The following is a 19,210-nucleotide window of genomic DNA, read 5'->3' as shown; positions in this document are numbered from 1 at the left end:
CGATAGGATAAAAAAACATAACCATAAGATTTCAAACAATTCATTAGTAATTACCAATGAAAAAATTAACCAATTTGATTACGATTGTGATGATTGCAATCACAATGTTACAATGCAAAAAATCTGAAGCAACCAATACAGCGAACGATAATTCTGCAAAAACTTCTCAAAAACATTCTGAAGAAAAAGAAAACCACAAACACGACGAGAAAGATGATTTAAAATATGTGAGTAAAGAAATAAAAGTAACGGGGGATGTCTTAACACCATTGACTTTAACGGTGGATTCTTTGAAAAAAATGAAAGTCGTAGAACTCAAAGATTTCAAAATTGTTTGCCAGAAAGGATTGACCAAAGACAGCGTAGAATCTACAAAAGGAGTTTTGCTAACCGACATTTTGGAAAAAGCAAAAATCGCACAACAAGAGCATAAAGACCGCAATTTCTACATTGTTGCAAGAGCTTCAGACGATTACAAAGCCACATTTTCTTGGGCAGAATTATTCAACAATCCGACTGGCGAAAAAGTATTTGTATTATTTGAGCAAAACGGAAAACCGCTGAAAGAAAAAGGAGAAATGATTTTAGTAAGTATGACTGATGCCAAAACCGGTCCACGCCATGTCAAATGGCTGAAAAGCATCGAAGTAACCCGCGTGAAATAATTCGAAATTGTGTAAGAAATGACCTTTAATTCTTCCATCATCAAACATTCAACACTCATCAAAAATGAACCATTTCATCTCCGTTTCCGAAGCTAAAAAAATAATCGAAACACAAATTTTCCGTACAGAAAAAGTGACGCTCCCAATTTTAGATGCACAAGGTTCTTACACCTCAGAACCGATTTTTGCAACATTAGATGTTCCGTCTTTCGACAATTCTGCGATGGATGGTTACGGATTTCGATTTGAGGATTTGGAAGATTTTTCAGAATTAAAAGTCACTGAAATCATTCCTGCTGGGATTTCCAAAAACGATTTTATTTTGAGTAGAGGAGAAGCGGTGCGCATTTTTACGGGAGCAAAAATTCCTAATGGTGTCGATACCGTGATTATGCAGGAAAAAACAAGCAGAATTGACGACAGAATACAATTAAATGATGATGAAATTTCAAAAGAAAAAAATATTCGTTTGAAAGCTTCTCAAACCAAAATCGGAACAAAAATAATTGAAGAAAATACGTTGGTCAATCACGCAGTCATCGGGTTTTTAGCAGGATTTGGAATTGAGAAAATAGCCGTTCACAAAAAATTAAAAATCGGATTTCTCTATACGGGAAATGAATTGGTGGAAATAGGGAAACCACTTCTGGAAGGGGAAATTTACAATTCTAACACCTACACGCTTCAATCGGCTTTGGCAGAAATTAATCATCAGTTTTCGTTCACTAATCACGTTGAAGATACTGAGGAAGCGACTTTTTCTGCTATAAAAAAAGGCTTAGAAACGGTGGATGTTTTATTGATTACAGGCGGAATTTCTGTAGGAGATTATGATTATGTGAAACCCGCTTTGGAAAAAATAGGTGTTTCAGAATTATTTTACAAAATCAAACAAAAACCCGGAAAACCTTTGTATTTCGGAAAAGTTGAAGAGAAATTTGTTTTTGCGTTGCCCGGAAATCCAGCTTCTGTTTTTTCCTGCTATCATCAATATGTGAAGCCGTTTTTGCTCGGTTGCATTGGACGAAAAGAGTTTGATGAAGAACAAGATTGGGGCATTTCAGAATCTTTTGCAAAGAAAAAAAACAAAGAGCAAACCCAGTTTCTGAAAGCTTTTTACGCAAAAGGAAAAGTACAAATTCTCAATGCGCAGGAATCTTATAAAATGGATTCTGTAGCACAAGCCAACTGTCTGGTGGAATTTGCTGAAGGCGAAACAGAAATCAACATCGGAGAAAAAGTCAAAATATGGAAAGTCTGAAAATCAAAGGAAGAATCTGGATTGAAACCGAATCCGGACTGAAAATCGGCATCGGAAGAGCTAGGCTTTTGGAGCAAATCGATGAGTTGGGTTCCATCACAGAAGCTTCAAAAATTTTGAAAATTCCGTATCGAAAAGCGTGGGGAATTGTGCGGGACATCAACGCCAATTCGTCCAAAGAAATAGTCATCAAAAAAGCGGGCGGGAAATCCGGCGGAAAAAGTTCACTCACAGAATACGGAAAAAAAATTGTAAAAAAATTCAAAACAGCCGAGGAATGTTTTATGAAATTTTCTGAAGATGAGATGTTTGATGTTCCAAAATTTTAAATAAAATAAAAAAATGCAAGCCATCATTTTAGCAGGAGGCAAAAGCTCCAGAATGGGACAAGATAAAGCCTCGATGATTTTGGGCGGAAAAACCGTGATACAGCACGTTATCGATAATTTGTTTTTTGTTTTTGAAGAGATTTTTATTTCAGGAAATCATAATAATTATCCAATTTCGAAGGGTATTATTAAAGATGTTACGACACAAAAAGGTCCCATTGGTGGAATTCGCTCCGCCTTAGAATTTTGCCAGGAAGATATTTTTGTTTGCAGTTGCGATATGCCCTTCGTTTCTTCAGATTTAATTAAAAATATTCTTCAAAAAAAAATAGAAAACAGAATCAATGTCGTGCGTTTTGGCGAAAAATTGTATCCAGTTTTAGGCATTTATCCTTTTTCTATTCTTACAGATTTAAAGAAAACCATCGAAAGCGGAAACCTCAGAATGATTAGCTTTTTGGAACAACAAAACGCTCATTACATCGATTTAGAAGACAGTTTTGAGCATCAGCTTTTAAATATAAATACGCCGGAAAACTTCCGGAATGCAGAAATTATATTCAACAACAATTTATAGAAATGAATAAGAATTATGCAGTGGCAGGAGCAATTGTGCTATCATTAAACGTGTACGCACAGGAAAAAACTAAGGTAGATTCCTTAAATAATTATTACGAAATCCAGGAAGTAAATATTTTGGGAAAAGAAAAAAATGAAGGCCCAATTCACAAGATTGATGCGCAGTTGATTAAGGATTTTAATAAAACGAATGTTGTAGATGCAGTCAATCTTTTGTCCGGTGTGAGTATTACGCAAATGGGTGCTAGAAATGAGGGAAGTATTTTGGTAAGGGGATTCAACTCGCTCAGAACGCCTGTTTTTTTTGATGGAATTCCTATTTATACGCCTTACCATGGCAATTTTGATTTGAGCCGTTTTACGACTTTTGATATTAATAGTATTTCTGTGGAAAAAGGTTTGGTTTCTGTACAACATGGGCCAAATACGATGGGTGGAGCTGTGAACATCGTATCCAAAAAACCTATCAAAGCTTTGGATATTGATGGTCAATCGGGCGTTGGTTTTGCAGACGGAACGGGTGTGAATTCTTATTTCACGGCGCTCAACATCGGATCCAGACAAGATAAATTTTACATTATGGGTTCTGCTTCTTTTTTGAACGTTGATAATTATCTGAGTTCAAGAAAATTTGACAGAACTCCGCTACAACCTTCATTGGAAAGGGTAAATTCTAAATTTATGGATGTGAGATTGAGTGCGAAATTCGGTTACACGCCAAACAAAACAGACGAGTATTCATTCAGTATTATTTCCCAAAATGCGGATAAAGACATCGCCTTCGCAATTTACCTTGGTTAATGCAAAATTATCGGTAAATATTGTCAAAGGAGTCAACTTCGATTTGGGTGTTAGAAATTTATTTGACAAAAATTATTACCTTTCTTACGGCTATCCAAAAGAGGGCAGAAACTTCATCACAGCAGTGAATTATCATTTTTAAATTTAATTAAAATGAAACTAAAAATATTTGGAAAACTGACCGATATTTTCAACGGAAACGAATACGATTTGGATTCTGAAAACGTAAAGTCTGTTTCAGAATTAAAAGTAAAACTCTTCGAAAAATTCCCAGAATTGAAAGAATCAACTTTTTTAATTATCGTAAACGGCGTGAAAGCAAACGATAGCAAAATCATTTCCATACCATCAGAAATTGCTTTGTTACCGCCATATTCGGGAGGTTAAAATTTAAAATTATGATGAATTTAGAAAGATACAACAGACAAATCATCCTTCCGGATTTTGGGATTTCTTCGCAAGATAAATTGTTGAATTCTTCTGTGTTGGTGGTTGGTTCGGGAGGTTTGGGTTGTCCTGCGCTTCAGGTTTTGGTTTCTTCGGGAATTGGGAAAATCGGGATTGTAGATTTTGATGTGGTTGAAATTCAAAATCTGCATCGCCAGTTTTTGTTTGATGAAAAAGATATTGGTTTCCCCAAAGTTATCGTTGCCGAAAAACATCTGAAAAACAGAAATTCCGAAGCCGAAATTGAAATTTTTAATGAGCGCATAACGACCGGAAATGTTATTCATTTAATTGAAAATTACGACATTATTGTAGATTGCACCGACAATTTTACAACCCGATATCTACTGAATGATGCTTGCTTTTTGATGAAAAAACCTTTGGTCTATGCATCGATTTTTCGGGATGAAGGTCAGGTTTCGGTTTTTAATGTGGAAAAGGAAAATCAAGTGACCAATTATCGTGACCTTTTCCCGATTCCGCCCAATCAAAATGAAGTTCCGACTTGCAATGAGGCGGGAGTTTTGCCGTCGCATTCGGCTGTTATCGGGACTTTTCAGGCGAATGAAGTCATCAAATTAATAACCGGCTCTCCCGAAACTCTAATTCACCAATTATTGATTTTTAATACCAAAAATTATCAATCAATGACAATTAATTTTAATGAAAATCAAGAAAAATCGGGACCAAAAACTATTGAAGAATTTCAAAACTTTGATTATAACGAGTTTTGTAATCTTAATAAAAATGATGAAATAAGTTCGTTTTCAGAGCTTCAATTGTTTTTAAATCAAGAGGATAGCATTTTGATTGATGTGAGAGAAGCCGATGAGCAACCGAGAATTTTATCATTAAAAATCTTAGAATTTCCTTTAGTTTCATTAGAAGAAAATTTAAATCAATTCAATTCCTATAAAAATCTCTGTTTCGTTTGCGCATCTGGAATCCGAAGCAGAAAAGCATTAGAAATCGCAAAAAATCATTTTCCGGAAAAGGAAATCAAGCATTTTCCAGCCGGAGCAAAATCAATTTTAAAATGAAAAAAATCAAAAATATCTTTATTGAAGGTCCCATCAATCCAGCATTTGTTGCGGAAAGTATCACCAAACACACCGTTAAAACCACGATTGGCGGACACAGCATTTTCCTAGGTCAGATTCGTGAAGATGCGATTGATGACAAAAAAGTTCAGGCGATAGATTTTACAACTTACGAAGAAATGGCGCTCGAAAAAGCCCATGAAATCCGTGAAGAGATCATCATGAAATATGAGTTGACCTGCGCCCATATTTACCATTCCTTGGGAAAAATTAAGGTTGGGGAAATTTGTCTTTTCGTTTTCACATCTGCGCCACATCGGAAAGAAGCCATCAATGCTTGCGACGAAATGGTGGATAGAATTAAGAGAGAAATTCCGCTTTGGGGAAAGGAAATTTTTGAAGACGATTCGCATTCTTGGAAAGAAAATAAGTAATTTTTTTCAATTTATATTTTTATCAAATTCATTAAAATAATTTAAAAATAGTAGATAATGGTTAATATTACTCATAAAAATAACACACTCAGAAAAGCAATTGCTGAAGCCGTTCTCAGCGTGAGTTCGCAGGAAACAATCGATGCGATTGTGAACAACAAAGTTCCTAAAGGAAATGTTTTCGAAATGTCAAAAACAGCTGGATTATTCGGTGCGAAAAAAACCAGCGACATCATTCCCGATTGTCATCCGCTTCCGATAGAATTCGCATCGATTCAGTTTGAAATTAAAGATTTGGATGTTCATATTACTTCAGAAATCCACACGATTTACAAAACCGGAGTAGAAGTGGAAGCGATGCATTCGGTTTCTGTTGTAGCTTTGACGATGTACGATATGTTGAAACCCATCGACAAAAATATCGAAATCAAAAACATCAGATTGATTGAAAAGAAAGGTGGGAAATCTGACATTAAAGATTCAGGAGAAGGAATTAATGCTTCAGTTATTGTTTGTTCCGACAGTATTTTTGCCGGAAAAAAAGAAGATAAGGCAGGGAAAGCCATTATTTCATCTTTGGAAAAGAATAATGTAACAATAAACGATTATGTGATTATTCCTGATGAAATTTTAGATATTCAAAATAAAATAAAATCTGATGTTGAAAACGGAATCGGCTTAATAATGATTACTGGCGGAACCGGACTTTCAAAACGTGATGTCACTCCGGAAGCTGTACGACCGCTGTTGGACAGAGAAATTCCTGGCGTTGCCGAAGCCATCAGAAGTTACGGGCAATTGCGTACACCATATTCTATGCTTTCCAGAAGCGTTGCAGGAATGATTGGCGACACTTTGGTCATCGCACTTCCCGGTTCTACAAAAGGCGCGGAAGAATCGATGGATGCAGTGTTTCCCGGGATTTTGCATATTTATAAAATTTTGAATGGTGGGCAGCATTAATTTGAACTGATTAATATCAGATTAATAAAATACTAAAACATCTTTTATTTGAATTTCAAACCTTAAATTTGTCAATCTAAAAAGGAAAAGAGAAAACCAAAACACTTTGGTTTTCTTTATTAAAATAAAAGACAAAAAGATATTAATATTTTATTAAAATTAGAATGGATAAAAATCAATTGAAGGCGGGGCATCCAGTTCATACGTATTTGGTGGAAGAGGAGCTGATTATTTCTTTGTTAGAAGAACTTACCAATACAAATCCTAACGAAGAATTTCAGAAATTTTATAATCTTTTCAATCATCTTTCCACAGTTGAAAGGAGATTTGAAAGAAAAGAAAATCAGCTGTTTCCGTTTTTGGAGCAGAAAGGCTGGACAGGACCTTCCAGAAATATGTGGTCTTTCCACGATACGATTCGGGATATTTTTAGAATTATTAGAAAGAATATTGATGAAAAAGATTTAGATTCCGCCAAACAAAACGTAGAATACGCTGGTCAGAATTTGAAAAACCTGATGGATGTTGAAAAACGGGTTTTGTTCCCAAATGCAATGGATATTCTTACAGACGAAGAATGGATAAAAATGCGTGAGGGTGAAGACGAAATCGGTTGGATGCTGAGCGAATCGCCTGCAAAATATCCCGAAGAAAGCCAATATGTACATCCTTCGGAAGACACCACTGTGAGAACTGACGTGGTTTATGATGAAAATGCATCACATTTTGACGAAGGTTATATGACGATTGAGCAAGTCAATCTTTTGTTTAGAACTTTGCCACTCGATTTGACCTATGTTGACGAAAACGACCGTGTGATTTTCTACAACCGTGGAGAAGAGCGGGTTTTCCCGAGAAGTGCAGGAATCATCGGTAGAGAAGTGCGTTTTTGCCATCCACCGAAAAGTGTAGATACCGTTTTGAAAATTTTGGAAGAATTTCGAAAAGGCACACAGAATGAAGCTTCGTTTTGGTTTAATTATCGGGAGAAGTTGATTTATGTTCGGTATTTTGCAGTTCGTGATTCGCAAAAAAATTACCGAGGCGTAATCGAAATGTCACAGGATATTTCCGAGACCAAAAAAATTGAAGGCGAAAGAAGACTTTTGGAGTGGGAGTGATAATTGTCATTTAAAATAAAATACTAATTTGTCTTTTATTTCAAATTAGATTTATATCTTTGCTATATAAAAATAACAAATGTTTTCTAAAACCTGCGAGTACGCCATCCGAGCTTTGATTTTCATCGCACAGAAGTCTAAAGACGGAAGTCGGGTAGGGATTAAAGATATATCAGCAGGAATAGATTCTCCGGAATATTTCATTGCGAAAATATTGCAGGATCTCAGCAGAAAAGGCTTTGTACAGTCAGCAAAAGGTCCGAACGGCGGTTTTTATATGGAAGGGAAAAATCTTCAGCAATCTGTTGCAGATATCGTGAGAGAAATCGACGGAGACAAACTTTTTTCGGGTTGTGGTCTAGGTCTCAAAGAATGTTCAGAAAATCATCCTTGTCCTATTCATAACGATTTTAAGCATATTCGACAGGAAATAAAAGATATGCTGGAAAATTCTAAAATCGAAATGTTTGTCAAGAATTTAGATTTAAAACTCACATTTCTAAAAAAATAAAATCAATATTATTGAATTAAAATATTTGAAAACAATAAAATTTCATTAAAATAAAATACCAAAAGGTATTTATATCTTGTTAAAATATTTTTGAAATTAAAACCAACTAAAAATCGTAAAAATTCTGAAAAAATGAAAAAATCACTCTTCCTTGCAGCTGTTTTGTCTGCGTTCATCGGGTTGAATTCCTGCAAACAAAACGAATCTGCTTCCTCAGAAAATAAACAGGATGCAGAACAAATCAAAACCGACGGAACCACCGAAGAACACAAGTTTGCAGTTGCACCAAATGTTCCCGCACCCATCGGAAATCGTTCCGCAAAAAAGGTTATCGTTAGATTAGAAACCATCGAAAAAGTGGGCGAGTTGGCAGACGGAACTCAATATAATTTCTGGACATTCAACGGAACGGTTCCCGGAAGTTTCATCAGAGCAAGAGTGGGAGACGACATCGAACTTCATCTTAAAAATAACGAAAATTCTACCTTTCCTCACAACATCGATTTACACGCTGTAAACGGTCCTGGAGGCGGAGCAGAAGCCACTTTCGTAGCGCCGGGAAAAGAAAAAGTTTTCACTTTTAAGGCGACAAACCCAGGTTTGTACGTTTACCATTGCGCCACCGCACCAGTTGGGATGCACATTGCGAACGGAATGTACGGTCTCATTTTAATTGAACCAGAAGGCGGATTGCCGAAAGTTGACAAAGAATTCTACATTATGCAAGGTGATTTCTACACCAAAGGGAAATTTGGAGACAAAGGTCTTCAAGAATTTGATATGGATAAAGCCATCGCCGAACATCCAGATTATGTAGTATTCAACGGCAATACAGGCGCTTTGTTGGGAGAAAATGAACTTCAGGCAAAAGTCGGTGAAACCGTAAGATTTTTTGTCGGAAATGGTGGACCAAATTTGACATCATCATTCCACGTTATCGGCGAAATTTTCGATAAAGTGTATATGGAAGCTGGAAGTAAAATTAATGAGAATGTACAAACAACGGTAATTCCTCCAGGCGGAGCTTCAATCGTAGAGTTTAAAGCGACAGTTCCGGGCGAATATGTGATTGTTGACCACGCGATTTTCCGGGCATTCAACAAAGGTGCTTTAGGCAAAATCAAAATTACAGGAGCTGATAATCCAGCCGTTTACAAAAAGAATTAAAACTTAGAAATAATTAAAAATCCATTTTATTTGGGCAGCTTTTCCGCCCTCCATTCCCGCTTTTTTGCTCCTCGTGCCTAGTTACAAAAAGAACTCCGTTCAGGTCAGGTTTCGATAAACTGATGAACCAGATTCATCGATCCAAATTAAAGGTAATTAGTAGAAGATATATTCGCCGGAATAAAATGTTAGAAAATAAAAAGTTTTACTTGTGGTTACATTGAGGTTTTAAAATGAGAAATAATGAGATTTTGGGTTAGTATGTTTTTAGCAATTGCGGTAACGCTGTTATCCTGTTCCGGATCTTCCGAAATGCCAGAAACGGAAACCCGGATTCAAGACCGTTTAAAATTAATCTCCAACTCAAAAAAAATGGTCAAAATAAGTGGTGGAACCTACGAAGCTTTTATCGGAAAAGATTCCGGCAGAATTGTAAAAGTTCCAACCTTCTATCTGGATGAGAGTCCCATTACCAATGCAGAGTATCTCCAGTTTCTCAAAGCAAATCCTCAATGGGCCAAAAGTAAAGTAAAACGATTGTACGCAGACAGCACCTACCTTCAACATTGGAAAAGCGATTTCGAAATTCCCGAAAACCTTAGTCCAAACGCGCCAGTGACCAATGTTTCCTGGTTTGCAGCAAAGGAATATGCGAAAAGTGTCGGGAAAAGATTGCCCACAATTGATGAATGGGAATTTGTAGCATTGGCAGACCGGAAAACCAAAAATGCCTCAAAAAAACCAGAATTCACAGATTTTATTTTAAAATCGTATCAGAAAAAAGACAAAGCAAAACAAGTAGTAGCGCAAGATTCGGCCAATTACTACGGCGTTCACAATATGTACGGAATGGTTTGGGAATGGACGTTCGATTTTAATTCGGTGATGATGAGCGGAGAATCCAGAAAAGACAATGCCACAAACGACAATCTTTTCTGCGCCGGAGCAGCGGTCACTTCTTCAGATCTTCGGAATTACGCCGCATTCGTAAGATATGCACTGCGAGGAAGTCTGAAAGCTGATTATTGTCTGAATAACCTGGGTTTCCGATGTGCAAAAGATTAATTTAAAACTAAAGAAATGAAAGAATTACTATACTTTTTGATTGCATTGATTTTATTTTCCTGCAGTCAAAAAATCGAACCGCTGAAACCAGATTCCATTTTCAACGTCAATTCTGAATGGGAAAAGCAAGATGGAAGCAAGATTTCATTAAAAGATTTCAAAGGAAAAGTGATAGTGACAGCAATGATTTTCACTTCCTGCAAAACCGCTTGTCCACGGCTCACCTCCGAGATGCGAAATATTTCTAAAAAAGTAGGGAAAGTAAATCCAGATGAAATTCAATATGTGTTAATCTCCATCGATCCTGAAACTGATACACCGGAAGTGATGAAAGCTTATCTCAAAACCAACCAATTTGACGAGAAAGAATGGACTTTCATCCGAAGCAGTGAAGAAGATACGAGAGAACTCGCCAACATAATGGCAATCAAATACAAAGAGATTTCTCCGATGGAATTTTCGCATTCCAACATCATCAGTGTTTATGCAAAAGACGGAACGCTCGCATTCCAAAAAGAAGGTTTAGATGAAAATACTGAAGTCACCGCCAACGAAATTAGAAAACAAATAGAATTATAAAATCAGAAATTATGAAACGATTATTTTTAGCAACATTAATGTTGTCCTTAGCCCAAATTTCCTGTTCCAAAAAAGAGGAAGCTCCAAAAGAAAAACCTCCAGTTGCAGATAATACATCTTATGAGCCGGATGCTTTTCCCACAGTGAAACCTGCCAATCCGGATGAACCGGCTGCAACAGACGATATTTCTGTAGGCAAGTCTTTAGTGGAAGGCGCTGACTGTCTCTCTTGTCACAAGATCGATGCAAAACTAGTAGGTCCTTCTTATCAAGATGTTGCTGCAAAATATACCGATGCAGATATTGATCATCTTGCTACAAAAATAATAGATGGTGGAAAAGGTGTTTGGGGCGAGATTCCGATGACGCCACACGCAGGATTGAGCAAAGAAAATGCACAGAAAATGGTAAAATATATTCTGTCTCTGAAAAAGTAGGGTAGAAGATGATAACCAAATGGGAACGAAAATTTTTTATGTCTTCAGTTCCCGCTTTTTTACGGCATTGCGAGTTTTAATTGTAGTTAGTTTTTAGTAGTTTATCCTCTCGCAATGCTGTAAAAGAGTATTAATTGTAATCCATTTCATTTAGAATTTGACATTAAAAAAACAAAAATTTTTAAAATAATAAAAGATAAAAAAGTATTAAATTATGAATACACAAACAGATTTTATAGGAGACATCGTAGCAGCAGATTTCAGAACCGCAGCGATCTTTAAAAAATACGGCATTGATTTTTGCTGTAAAGGCGGAAGAACAATAGAGGAAGCTTGTAGTCCGAAGAGTTTGGATAAAGATCAAATCTACGCAGACATAGAAAATCTTCCGAAAACGGATGGAAATTCTATCGATTTCAACAGTTGGCCCTTGGATCTTTTGGCAGATTATGTGGAGAAAACACATCACCGTTATGTGGAAGAAAAAACGCCAGTTCTACAACAGTTTTTAGATAAATTATGCAAAGTTCACGGTGGCGCACATCCGGAGTTATTCGAAATTAGAGATTTGTTTTTTGCGTCTGCACAGGATTTGGCAGCACACATGAAAAAAGAAGAATTGATTCTTTTCCCTTTTGTGAAAAATATGGTGAAGGCGAAAATTTCTAATGAAGCCATTCAACAACCTCATTTCGGAACAGTAGAAAATCCAGTAAATATGATGAAGCACGAGCATACTGTAGAAGGTGAAAGATTAAGAAAAATCGCAGATCTTACCAACGAATATACACCGCCTGCAGACGCTTGTAATACCTACAAAGTGACATTTGCTATGCTTCAGGACTTTGAAAACGATCTTCATAAACATATTCATTTAGAAAATAATATTCTTTTCCCTAAAGCAATTCAATTAGAAAAAGAATTTTCTGTAGAACATTAAGATAAAGAGGATTATGACAACTAAAAAATTATGGACCTGGCTCGCCGCCGTCATTATCGGTTCATTTGCCGTTTTGATTTTTTATGGTGTAGATATTTACAGAAAAATTCCGCCCGTTCCTGACAAAGTAGTTACGACGGACGGAACAATTGTAGCTACCGGACAAGACATCAAAGATGGTCAGAATGTTTGGCAATCGATTGGCGGACAAACCGTTGGAAGTATTTGGGGACACGGCGCCTATATCGCACCAGATTGGAGCGCAGATTATCTTCACCGTGAAGCGTTACTTTTGTTAGATGAACTCGCTAAAAAAGATGGAAAAATTTATAAAGATCTTCCCGATGACGAGCAGGCAAAATACAATGTACTTCTCAAAAAAGAGGTTCGTGTAAATACTTTAGATCAAGCTACAAATACGATTGTCATTTCTCCCGAGAGAGCAAAAGTTCAGGCAGAATTAGCTAAATACTATGCTAAAATCTTTATGAATGATGCCGAGATGGATCAGCTTCGAGATCATTACGCCATCCCGAAAAATACGGTGAAAACAGATGAAAGAATGGCAAAAATGAATGCATTCTTTGCTTGGGCAGCTTGGGTTTGTATAACAGATCGACCTGGAGACACGGGAATTACTTACACCAACAACTGGCCTCACGACGAATTAATCGGAAACATTCCGCCACCATCGCTGCATTTGTGGTCTGGTTTAAGTGTTTTGATGTTGCTCGGCTGTGTAGGATTACTCGTTTTTTATCACGCTAAAAATAAGGAAGAAGAAATCAGTGAAGAACTTCCTTTAGAAGATCCATTGCGAAATATGAAACCTACACCATCTATGCGTGCGACTTTAAAGTACATTTGGGTGGTAGCATTATTGATTTTGGTTCAAATGTTTGCGGGCGTTATCACAGCACATTACGGGGTGGAAGGAAGCGCATTTTACGGCTTTCCGTTAGATGAATATTTGCCTCAATCGGTATCTCGAAGTTGGCACGTTCAGCTCGCTATATTTTGGATTGCAACTTCTTGGTTAGCAACAGGATTGTACATCGCACCCGCAGTTTCGGGTTACGAACCGAAGTATCAGGTTTTAGGTGTCAATATTTTATTCGGCGCTTTATTAATCGTGGTTTTCGGTTCTTTAGCAGGACAATGGTTGGGCGTGATGCAAAAGTTAGGTTATGTTGACAATTTCCTTTGGGGACATTCCGGTTACGAGTATGTAGAATTGGGAAGAATCTGGCAGATTTTATTGTTAGTTGGATTAATTCTTTGGTTAATTCTTATGGTAAGAGCACTTCTTCCAGCCTTGAAAAAGAAAGATGGCGACCGACATTTACTGTTATTGTTCACGCTTTCCGCAGTAGCAATTGCACTATTCTACGGAGCCGGATTGATGTACGGAAGACAAACCCATATGGCCATTGCAGAGTACTGGAGATGGTGGGTGGTTCACCTTTGGGTAGAAGGATTCTTCGAAGTTTTTGCAACCGTTGTAGCAGCATTCTTGTTCACAAGACTGGGATTGTTAAGATTAAAAGCCGCAACTCACGCAGTTTTATTTTCAACCATTATTTTCCTTGCAGGTGGTATTTTAGGAACTTTCCATCACTTATATTTCAGTGCGACACCAACAGCAGTTTTGGCTTTGGGAGCTACATTCAGCGCATTAGAAATTGTTCCTTTGGTATTGATTGGGTTTGAAGCCTATCAGAATTATCAAATCAGTAAATCTACCAAATGGATCAAAGCGTACAAATGGCCAATCTACTGTTTCATCGCAATGTGTTTCTGGAATTTCCTTGGTGCCGGTATTTTTGGATTTGCCATCAATCCGCCGATTGCTTTGTATTATATTCAAGGATTAAATACGACTGCAGTTCACGGTCACGCCGCACTTTTCGGAGTCTACGGAATCTTAGGAATTGGTTTGATGATGTTTATGCTGAGAGGTTTATATCCAGACAGAGAATGGAACGATAAACTCATCGGTTGGGCGTTTTGGCTAACCAATATCGGATTGTTGGTGATGGTTACCATCAGTTTGTTGCCAATTGGAATTATGCAATCTGTAGCCTCCATCAAAGAAGGATATTGGTACGCACGTTCCGCCGAATTTATGCAAACCGATATGATGAATACTTTGCGTTGGCTACGTGTTCCAGGCGATATTTTATTGGCAGTAGGAGAGATGCTGTTGGTGATTTTCATCATCGGACTAAAAACCGGATGGTCTTTGAAAGATAAAAGATAATCAATTATTTAATCCTGAGAACTGCCACTTTTGTAGTGGCGGTTCTTTTTAATTTAAAATATGAAATCACCATTACATTATTTATGTTACAAAATACCAATGAGAAAATGGCGATAACATAAGACCATTAAAAACTATAAAAATCTACTTATGAAAAGAAATGAAAATCTTATCCCACTATCCCGAGATCACCACTTTGGATTGCTTTGCAGTTGGAAAATTCGTCAGGGAATCAAAAAAAATGTTTCTTATGACAGAATCAAAAATTACATCAACCATTATTGGGAAGAAAATCTGAGCCGACATTTCGAAATTGAAGACATCGTTCTGCCAGAAACGGAAAACAACAGCCTTCAGGTTCAGATGGAAAAAGAACATATTGAAATTAAAAAATTATTGAAAAGCATTAATAATTCTAATGACAGAAAACTTTTAGGAGATTTTGCCGATGCGTTGCGCAATCATATTCGTTTTGAGGAGCGAATGTATTTTCCACATTTGGAAGAATATTTATCCGATGAAAAAATGAATGAAATAGGAAATCAGCTCAACCAGATTCATCAGAAAGAGGAAGATAGTTATGATGATGAATTTTGGAAATAAATAATCGATTATTATTAAATTAAATCAAAAAAATGAGCATCAACATTCAATCAAAATTAGGAGATTATTTATATTTGGCGATGGGCGATTGCAACGGTCACAAAGTGGTGATGGCAGTTGGTTACACCTACGATTACGCGGACAAAAAAGCGAAACAATTTGAGAAAGCAAGCCTCGGAACAGTAAAATATATTGATATTTCCGTTGTAAAATCTGGGGATAAAGAAAAATGTAAAACTTTGGAAAAACTGGCTTAAATCCACATATTTAATCAATTTCTTTTTGAATTTTCAATGGATAACCTTATCTTTGAAAAGGATAAGGAAGTCTTATTTTAAATCTTTCTTTTTCGTATGATTTATGAAAAATTGCATTTATGTAAGACTTTCTTTTTGCTTATTTTTAATGTCACTTTTGATGTTAAACTGCAAAAAAACGGAATCTGATTTCACCCAAAAATCGAAACAAAATTCTACAATTTCAGTTGCCGCAGCAGCAAACCTTCGGGATGTTTTGGAAGAATTGAAGCAGATTTATATGAATGAAAATCCAGATAAAAAAGTCGAGATTACTTTTGGTTCATCGGGTTTGCTGGTTCAGCAGATTTTAAACGGAGCATCTTTCGATTTGTTTCTATCAGCCGATTCTACTTTTCCAGATATGCTAAAAAGTAAAAATAAAACTTCCGGAAATTCTGAAATTTACACCTACGGAAAAGTCGCTTTGTGGAGTTCAAAAGCCAATGTTTCCGAAGGTGTAAAATTGGTTTTAAATCCTGAAATAAAAAAAATCGCCATCGCAAATCCAGACCTCGCACCTTATGGAAAAAACACGGTCGAAGCTTTGAAAAAATCAGGATTATATTCCAAAATTGAAAATAAAATTGTTTGGGCAGAAAACATCAATCAGTCTGCACAATTTGCTTCAACAGGAAATGCCGATGTCGCATTCATCGCACTTTCCAATGCTAAAAATAAAGAAATGATGAAACGGGGAAATTTCTACGAATTATCAGCAAGCGAATGTTCGCCAATCGCCCAAAGTGGAATTGTTTTGAAAAGTAAAAATCAAACCGAAGCAAAAGATTTTTTTGATTTTATTACAAGTAAAAAAGCCAGTCAAACTTGGGAAAAGTACGGCTATCAAACAGAAATTTCAAACTAAATGCTCGATCAGGATTTTATTTACACCTTATTGCTCACCGGAAAATTAGCGTTGGTAACAACAACGATTCTAATATTCATCGGTGTTCCGGTTGCGTATTGGCTCACTTATTCAAGGTTTAAACTGAAATTTATCGCCGAAACTTTAATTTGTATGCCAATGGTTTTGCCACCAACAGTGATGGGATATTACTTGTTAGTCGCATTCAGTCCCGAAAATGCGTTCGGAAATTTTTTGCAGGAATACTTTGATGTCCGACTCGCTTTTTCCTTCAACGGAATTGTGGTTGCGAGCGTTATCGCGAATCTTCCGTTTATGATTCAGCCTTTGGAGAACGGCTTTTCCGCATTGAGTGATGATTTGCGACAAATATCTTACACAATGGGAAAATCTAAAATTACAACTTTATTTAAAGTTTTGATTCCGAATATTAAAACGTCTTTCATCACGGGAATTGCGCTCACTTTTGCCCATTGCATCGGCGAATTTGGAATCGTAATTATGGTTGGCGGAAATATTCCAAAAGAAACACGAATCGCTTCTGTCGCAATTTACGATCAGGTTCAGGCACTTAATTTTGAAGCTGCAAACCGTTATGCATTCGTACTTTTCATAGTTTCGTTTTTGATTATATTATTGATTTACGGCATTAATCGAAAAATTAATTTTACCACCTTCCGATGATTGAATTGAATATAAAACATCAGATTTTCACTTCTTCCGGAAGCAAATTTCTAGAGGTTAGTGAAATGATTGAAAAGGGAAGTTTTATTCACATTTCGGGCGATTCCGGAATTGGAAAAACGACTTTTTTCAAGATTTTAGCAGGAATTATTACCCCAGATTTTGGTTTTATTAAAGTCAATAACTCCATTTTATTAGATACCGAAAACCGAATTTTTCTGCCAGCTCAAAAAAGAAATATTTCGATAATGTTTCAGAATTACGCTTTGTTTCCAAATATGACTGTAAAGCAAAATATCGCTTTTGCACAAAAAGACAAGAATCCAGAAATAATCGATTATTATTTAGAAAAATTTAATCTAAAAATTCTGGAAAATGTTTTTCCATCGAAACTTTCTGGTGGACAACAGCAAAGAGTTGCTTTAGCCAGAACTTTGGTTCAGAATGCCGAAATTATTTTGCTTGATGAACCACTTTCCGCTGTTGATGCATCTTTACGACAATCGATGATGGAAGAAATTTTGAAAATTAATCAAAATCAAGGTTCAACGATTTTTATGATTAGTCATAACGAAAGAGAATTTCAAAATGTTAGTTTAAATAATCTGGTAATCAGCTAATTTTAAGTTTTAGTCTCTCGAATTTATTCATTTATTAACTTTGAATTATTTCTGGTGAAAAATCCGGGTAAAGATAATATGGAAATTATCACAAAAGAAGACGGAAAAATTAATAAATATACACCTTCGGAAGACAAAAAATCGTCTGACAAAAAAGGCAAAAAAATCGGAATTGCGTATGAGCTGGAAAATGGTGAAATTATTTATGTTCCGGAGTAATTTTTGAGTTTGAGAAATCTTGAATAAGAAATGAAAAACTTTAATTTTTGGTTAAAAATCTGCGTTTTCAATTTCTTCGTTGTATCGGTTGTCGGTGTGATGATGCGCTACAATATGGCTTTTTCGTTGCCCGGATTTACGCACAAATTTATGCAGGAATCGCATTCTCATTTTGCATTTTACGGTTGGGTTTCGGCGGGAATTTTTCTATTCGTGACGAAATATTTAAGTGAAAATTACCCAAAAATCAATCTTAAGAAATATCAATATTTAATGATTTCCAATCAAATTGGTTCCTACGGAATGTTGTTCACATTTCTTTATGGAGGCTATTTTTGGTTGTCGATTGTTTTGTCGTCGATTGCTTTGTTTACTGGGTTTGCGTATTTTATTTTTTTGTTGATTGATACAAAATCGAATAAAAATCCTGAAATTATGTGGTTAAAATCAGGCGCTTTTTTTGCCACATTTTCCGCTATCGGGATTTTCGGATTAGCGTATTTTTCCAGCAAGAAAGAAGAGTTTGATGTTCTTTTTCGGGCTTCCACTTATTTTTATTTGCATTATCAATACAACGGATTTTTCATATTTTCCTGCATTGGGTTATTGTTGATTTCATTAAAAAAACTCGGAATTGAAATCGAAGAAAAACTCAACAAGACCATTTTCTATCTTTTGTTTTTTGGATGTTTTTTAGGTTATGGATTGTCTATTTTATGGATTGAAATGAACCCAATATTCTACGGATTTTTTATTCTGATTTCCATAGTTCAATTGTTCGGCGCAATTTTATTTTTGAATTGGATAAGAAAAACGGATCTTTTTAATAATCAAAATTTTGTACAGAAACTTCTTATCAGTGTTTTTGGTTTCGCCTTTATTTTAAAATTTCTGCTTCAAGGTTTGTCGGCAATTCCGGCTTTGGGTGTTTTTGCATTTATCAATATTAATATCGTGATTGCATATTTGCATTTGGTTTTGTTAATGGGAATCAGTCTATTTTTAATTTGGAAAATATTACAACTGGTAGAAATTGAATTTAATAAATTGTTGAAATTCAGTATTCTATTGCTGGTTTTTGGAATTGTTTGTAATGAAATTGTATTGGCTTTATCAGGAATATTTTCGATATTTTATATTCCGTTTTTAAGTGCAAAATATTGGTTGCTCCTTGTATCGGTTGTGATTATGATTTCTATTGGAATTTTTATCAAATCTTTGAAATTAAACTGATATTTTATAATTGCTTGGTTTTCATAAGTGTTGTCATCAAATTTCTCATATTGTTTTTATCGAATTAACAATGATTTTTGCGATAAAA

At 35.9% G+C, this 19,210-nt stretch carries 24 protein-coding genes; all 24 read left to right on the top strand.

Translation table 11 applies throughout. The annotated features are described in order from the left end of the window. Window positions 1–56: 56 nt before the first annotated feature. The 24 genes from F564_RS0108815 to F564_RS19905 all read left to right on the top strand — a co-directional run bounded on the left by F564_RS0108815 (window position 57) and on the right by F564_RS19905 (window position 19,122). Window positions 57–665 carry a molybdopterin-dependent oxidoreductase gene (locus F564_RS0108815; RefSeq protein ID WP_028122321.1) on the top strand — a complete coding sequence of 203 codons (609 nt, stop codon included), beginning with the start codon at window positions 57–59 and terminating at the stop codon, window positions 663–665. A gap of 64 nt (window positions 666–729) precedes the next feature. Further along, a complete protein-coding gene (locus tag F564_RS0108810) occupies window positions 730–1,926 on the top strand; it encodes a molybdopterin molybdotransferase MoeA (protein WP_028122320.1) in 1,197 nt (398 codons plus the stop codon). Further along, window positions 1,914–2,255 (top strand): winged helix-turn-helix domain-containing protein, encoded by a 342-nt coding sequence (locus F564_RS0108805; protein ID WP_028122319.1) that lies wholly within the window; start codon window positions 1,914–1,916, stop codon window positions 2,253–2,255. The genes F564_RS0108810 and F564_RS0108805 overlap by 13 nt, the downstream gene beginning before the upstream one ends. Window positions 2,256–2,268: 13 nt before the next feature. After that, entirely contained in the window at window positions 2,269–2,832 is a 564-nt protein-coding gene (locus F564_RS0108800) for a molybdenum cofactor guanylyltransferase (protein WP_028122318.1), read from the top strand. 2 nt (window positions 2,833–2,834) lie between these two features. Continuing rightward, entirely contained in the window at window positions 2,835–3,635 is an 801-nt protein-coding gene (locus tag F564_RS0108795; protein WP_028122317.1) for a TonB-dependent receptor plug domain-containing protein, read from the top strand. A gap of 153 nt (window positions 3,636–3,788) precedes the next feature. Continuing rightward, window positions 3,789–4,022: a MoaD/ThiS family protein gene (locus F564_RS0108785; protein WP_034981158.1), complete on the top strand. Its 234-nt coding sequence runs from the start codon at window positions 3,789–3,791 to the stop codon at window positions 4,020–4,022. 11 nt (window positions 4,023–4,033) lie between these two features. Further along, window positions 4,034–5,122, top strand: coding sequence for a HesA/MoeB/ThiF family protein (locus F564_RS0108780; RefSeq protein ID WP_228373885.1), 1,089 nt, complete (start codon window positions 4,034–4,036; stop codon window positions 5,120–5,122). Then, window positions 5,119–5,556: a molybdenum cofactor biosynthesis protein MoaE gene (locus F564_RS0108775; RefSeq protein ID WP_028122314.1), complete on the top strand. Its 438-nt coding sequence runs from the start codon at window positions 5,119–5,121 to the stop codon at window positions 5,554–5,556. The genes F564_RS0108780 and F564_RS0108775 overlap by 4 nt, the downstream gene beginning before the upstream one ends. A gap of 57 nt (window positions 5,557–5,613) precedes the next feature. Next, a complete protein-coding gene (gene moaCB / locus F564_RS0108770; protein ID WP_028122313.1) occupies window positions 5,614–6,519 on the top strand; it encodes a bifunctional molybdenum cofactor biosynthesis protein MoaC/MoaB in 906 nt (301 codons plus the stop codon). Window positions 6,520–6,683: 164 nt separating this feature from the next. Then, window positions 6,684–7,640 (top strand): DUF438 domain-containing protein, encoded by a 957-nt coding sequence (locus F564_RS0108765; protein ID WP_034981156.1) that lies wholly within the window; start codon window positions 6,684–6,686, stop codon window positions 7,638–7,640. A 79-nt stretch (window positions 7,641–7,719) separates the two neighbouring features. Beyond that, entirely contained in the window at window positions 7,720–8,151 is a 432-nt protein-coding gene (locus F564_RS0108760; RefSeq protein WP_028122311.1) for an RrF2 family transcriptional regulator, read from the top strand. A 132-nt stretch (window positions 8,152–8,283) separates the two neighbouring features. After that, window positions 8,284–9,318 carry a copper-containing nitrite reductase gene (nirK, locus tag F564_RS0108755; RefSeq protein ID WP_028122310.1) on the top strand — a complete coding sequence of 345 codons (1,035 nt, stop codon included), beginning with the start codon at window positions 8,284–8,286 and terminating at the stop codon, window positions 9,316–9,318. Window positions 9,319–9,561: 243 nt separating this feature from the next. After that, on the top strand, window positions 9,562–10,383 hold the full coding sequence (locus F564_RS0108750; RefSeq protein ID WP_028122309.1) for a formylglycine-generating enzyme family protein: 822 nt from the start codon (window positions 9,562–9,564) through the stop codon (window positions 10,381–10,383). A gap of 15 nt (window positions 10,384–10,398) precedes the next feature. Beyond that, window positions 10,399–10,962 (top strand): SCO family protein, encoded by a 564-nt coding sequence (locus F564_RS0108745; protein WP_028122308.1) that lies wholly within the window; start codon window positions 10,399–10,401, stop codon window positions 10,960–10,962. An 11-nt stretch (window positions 10,963–10,973) separates the two neighbouring features. Next, entirely contained in the window at window positions 10,974–11,399 is a 426-nt protein-coding gene (locus F564_RS0108740) for a c-type cytochrome (protein WP_028122307.1), read from the top strand. Window positions 11,400–11,613: 214 nt separating this feature from the next. Beyond that, the gene (ric, locus tag F564_RS0108735; protein WP_028122306.1) at window positions 11,614–12,339 is read left to right on the top strand and encodes an iron-sulfur cluster repair di-iron protein; all 726 of its coding nucleotides are present in this window, start codon (window positions 11,614–11,616) and stop codon (window positions 12,337–12,339) included. A gap of 13 nt (window positions 12,340–12,352) precedes the next feature. Beyond that, the gene (locus F564_RS0108730; protein ID WP_028122305.1) at window positions 12,353–14,599 is read left to right on the top strand and encodes a nitric-oxide reductase large subunit; all 2,247 of its coding nucleotides are present in this window, start codon (window positions 12,353–12,355) and stop codon (window positions 14,597–14,599) included. A 150-nt stretch (window positions 14,600–14,749) separates the two neighbouring features. Then, window positions 14,750–15,202 carry a hemerythrin domain-containing protein gene (locus F564_RS0108725; protein ID WP_028122304.1) on the top strand — a complete coding sequence of 151 codons (453 nt, stop codon included), beginning with the start codon at window positions 14,750–14,752 and terminating at the stop codon, window positions 15,200–15,202. Window positions 15,203–15,234: 32 nt separating this feature from the next. Further along, window positions 15,235–15,459 (top strand): hypothetical protein, encoded by a 225-nt coding sequence (locus F564_RS18975; RefSeq protein ID WP_034981154.1) that lies wholly within the window; start codon window positions 15,235–15,237, stop codon window positions 15,457–15,459. Window positions 15,460–15,619: 160 nt separating this feature from the next. Beyond that, entirely contained in the window at window positions 15,620–16,366 is a 747-nt protein-coding gene (gene modA, locus F564_RS0108715) for a molybdate ABC transporter substrate-binding protein (protein ID WP_225875420.1), read from the top strand. Then, entirely contained in the window at window positions 16,367–17,050 is a 684-nt protein-coding gene (gene modB, locus F564_RS0108710) for a molybdate ABC transporter permease subunit (protein ID WP_028122302.1), read from the top strand. Then, window positions 17,047–17,670: an ATP-binding cassette domain-containing protein gene (locus F564_RS0108705; RefSeq protein ID WP_028122301.1), complete on the top strand. Its 624-nt coding sequence runs from the start codon at window positions 17,047–17,049 to the stop codon at window positions 17,668–17,670. Before modB ends, F564_RS0108705 begins: the two co-directional genes overlap by 4 nt. Window positions 17,671–17,724: 54 nt before the next feature. Further along, window positions 17,725–17,889, top strand: coding sequence for a DUF2149 domain-containing protein (locus F564_RS20200; RefSeq protein WP_228373884.1), 165 nt, complete (start codon window positions 17,725–17,727; stop codon window positions 17,887–17,889). A gap of 30 nt (window positions 17,890–17,919) precedes the next feature. Further along, window positions 17,920–19,122: a hypothetical protein gene (locus F564_RS19905; RefSeq protein WP_051259616.1), complete on the top strand. Its 1,203-nt coding sequence runs from the start codon at window positions 17,920–17,922 to the stop codon at window positions 19,120–19,122. Window positions 19,123–19,210: the final 88 nt, after the last annotated feature.

Source organism: Epilithonimonas tenax DSM 16811 (assembly GCF_000428485.1).
In the GTDB taxonomy this organism is placed as follows: Bacteria; Bacteroidota; Bacteroidia; order Flavobacteriales; family Weeksellaceae; genus Epilithonimonas; species Epilithonimonas tenax.
Note: the sequence above shows the minus strand (reverse complement) of the source record. Positions and strands in the feature narration are given on the sequence as shown.

Coding starts and splice junctions, on each gene's coding strand:
- F564_RS0108815 (WP_028122321.1), top strand. CDS start 57: ATGAAAAAATTAACCAATTTGATTACGATTGTGATGATTGCAATCACA.
- F564_RS0108810 (WP_028122320.1), top strand. CDS start 730: ATGAACCATTTCATCTCCGTTTCCGAAGCTAAAAAAATAATCGAAACA.
- F564_RS0108805 (WP_028122319.1), top strand. CDS start 1,914: ATGGAAAGTCTGAAAATCAAAGGAAGAATCTGGATTGAAACCGAATCC.
- F564_RS0108800 (WP_028122318.1), top strand. CDS start 2,269: ATGCAAGCCATCATTTTAGCAGGAGGCAAAAGCTCCAGAATGGGACAA.
- F564_RS0108795 (WP_028122317.1), top strand. CDS start 2,835: ATGAATAAGAATTATGCAGTGGCAGGAGCAATTGTGCTATCATTAAAC.
- F564_RS0108785 (WP_034981158.1), top strand. CDS start 3,789: ATGAAACTAAAAATATTTGGAAAACTGACCGATATTTTCAACGGAAAC.
- F564_RS0108780 (WP_228373885.1), top strand. CDS start 4,034: ATGATGAATTTAGAAAGATACAACAGACAAATCATCCTTCCGGATTTT.
- F564_RS0108775 (WP_028122314.1), top strand. CDS start 5,119: ATGAAAAAAATCAAAAATATCTTTATTGAAGGTCCCATCAATCCAGCA.
- moaCB (WP_028122313.1), top strand. CDS start 5,614: ATGGTTAATATTACTCATAAAAATAACACACTCAGAAAAGCAATTGCT.
- F564_RS0108765 (WP_034981156.1), top strand. CDS start 6,684: ATGGATAAAAATCAATTGAAGGCGGGGCATCCAGTTCATACGTATTTG.
- F564_RS0108760 (WP_028122311.1), top strand. CDS start 7,720: ATGTTTTCTAAAACCTGCGAGTACGCCATCCGAGCTTTGATTTTCATC.
- nirK (WP_028122310.1), top strand. CDS start 8,284: ATGAAAAAATCACTCTTCCTTGCAGCTGTTTTGTCTGCGTTCATCGGG.
- F564_RS0108750 (WP_028122309.1), top strand. CDS start 9,562: ATGAGATTTTGGGTTAGTATGTTTTTAGCAATTGCGGTAACGCTGTTA.
- F564_RS0108745 (WP_028122308.1), top strand. CDS start 10,399: ATGAAAGAATTACTATACTTTTTGATTGCATTGATTTTATTTTCCTGC.
- F564_RS0108740 (WP_028122307.1), top strand. CDS start 10,974: ATGAAACGATTATTTTTAGCAACATTAATGTTGTCCTTAGCCCAAATT.
- ric (WP_028122306.1), top strand. CDS start 11,614: ATGAATACACAAACAGATTTTATAGGAGACATCGTAGCAGCAGATTTC.
- F564_RS0108730 (WP_028122305.1), top strand. CDS start 12,353: ATGACAACTAAAAAATTATGGACCTGGCTCGCCGCCGTCATTATCGGT.
- F564_RS0108725 (WP_028122304.1), top strand. CDS start 14,750: ATGAAAAGAAATGAAAATCTTATCCCACTATCCCGAGATCACCACTTT.
- F564_RS18975 (WP_034981154.1), top strand. CDS start 15,235: ATGAGCATCAACATTCAATCAAAATTAGGAGATTATTTATATTTGGCG.
- modA (WP_225875420.1), top strand. CDS start 15,620: ATGTTAAACTGCAAAAAAACGGAATCTGATTTCACCCAAAAATCGAAA.
- modB (WP_028122302.1), top strand. CDS start 16,367: ATGCTCGATCAGGATTTTATTTACACCTTATTGCTCACCGGAAAATTA.
- F564_RS0108705 (WP_028122301.1), top strand. CDS start 17,047: ATGATTGAATTGAATATAAAACATCAGATTTTCACTTCTTCCGGAAGC.
- F564_RS19905 (WP_051259616.1), top strand. CDS start 17,920: ATGAAAAACTTTAATTTTTGGTTAAAAATCTGCGTTTTCAATTTCTTC.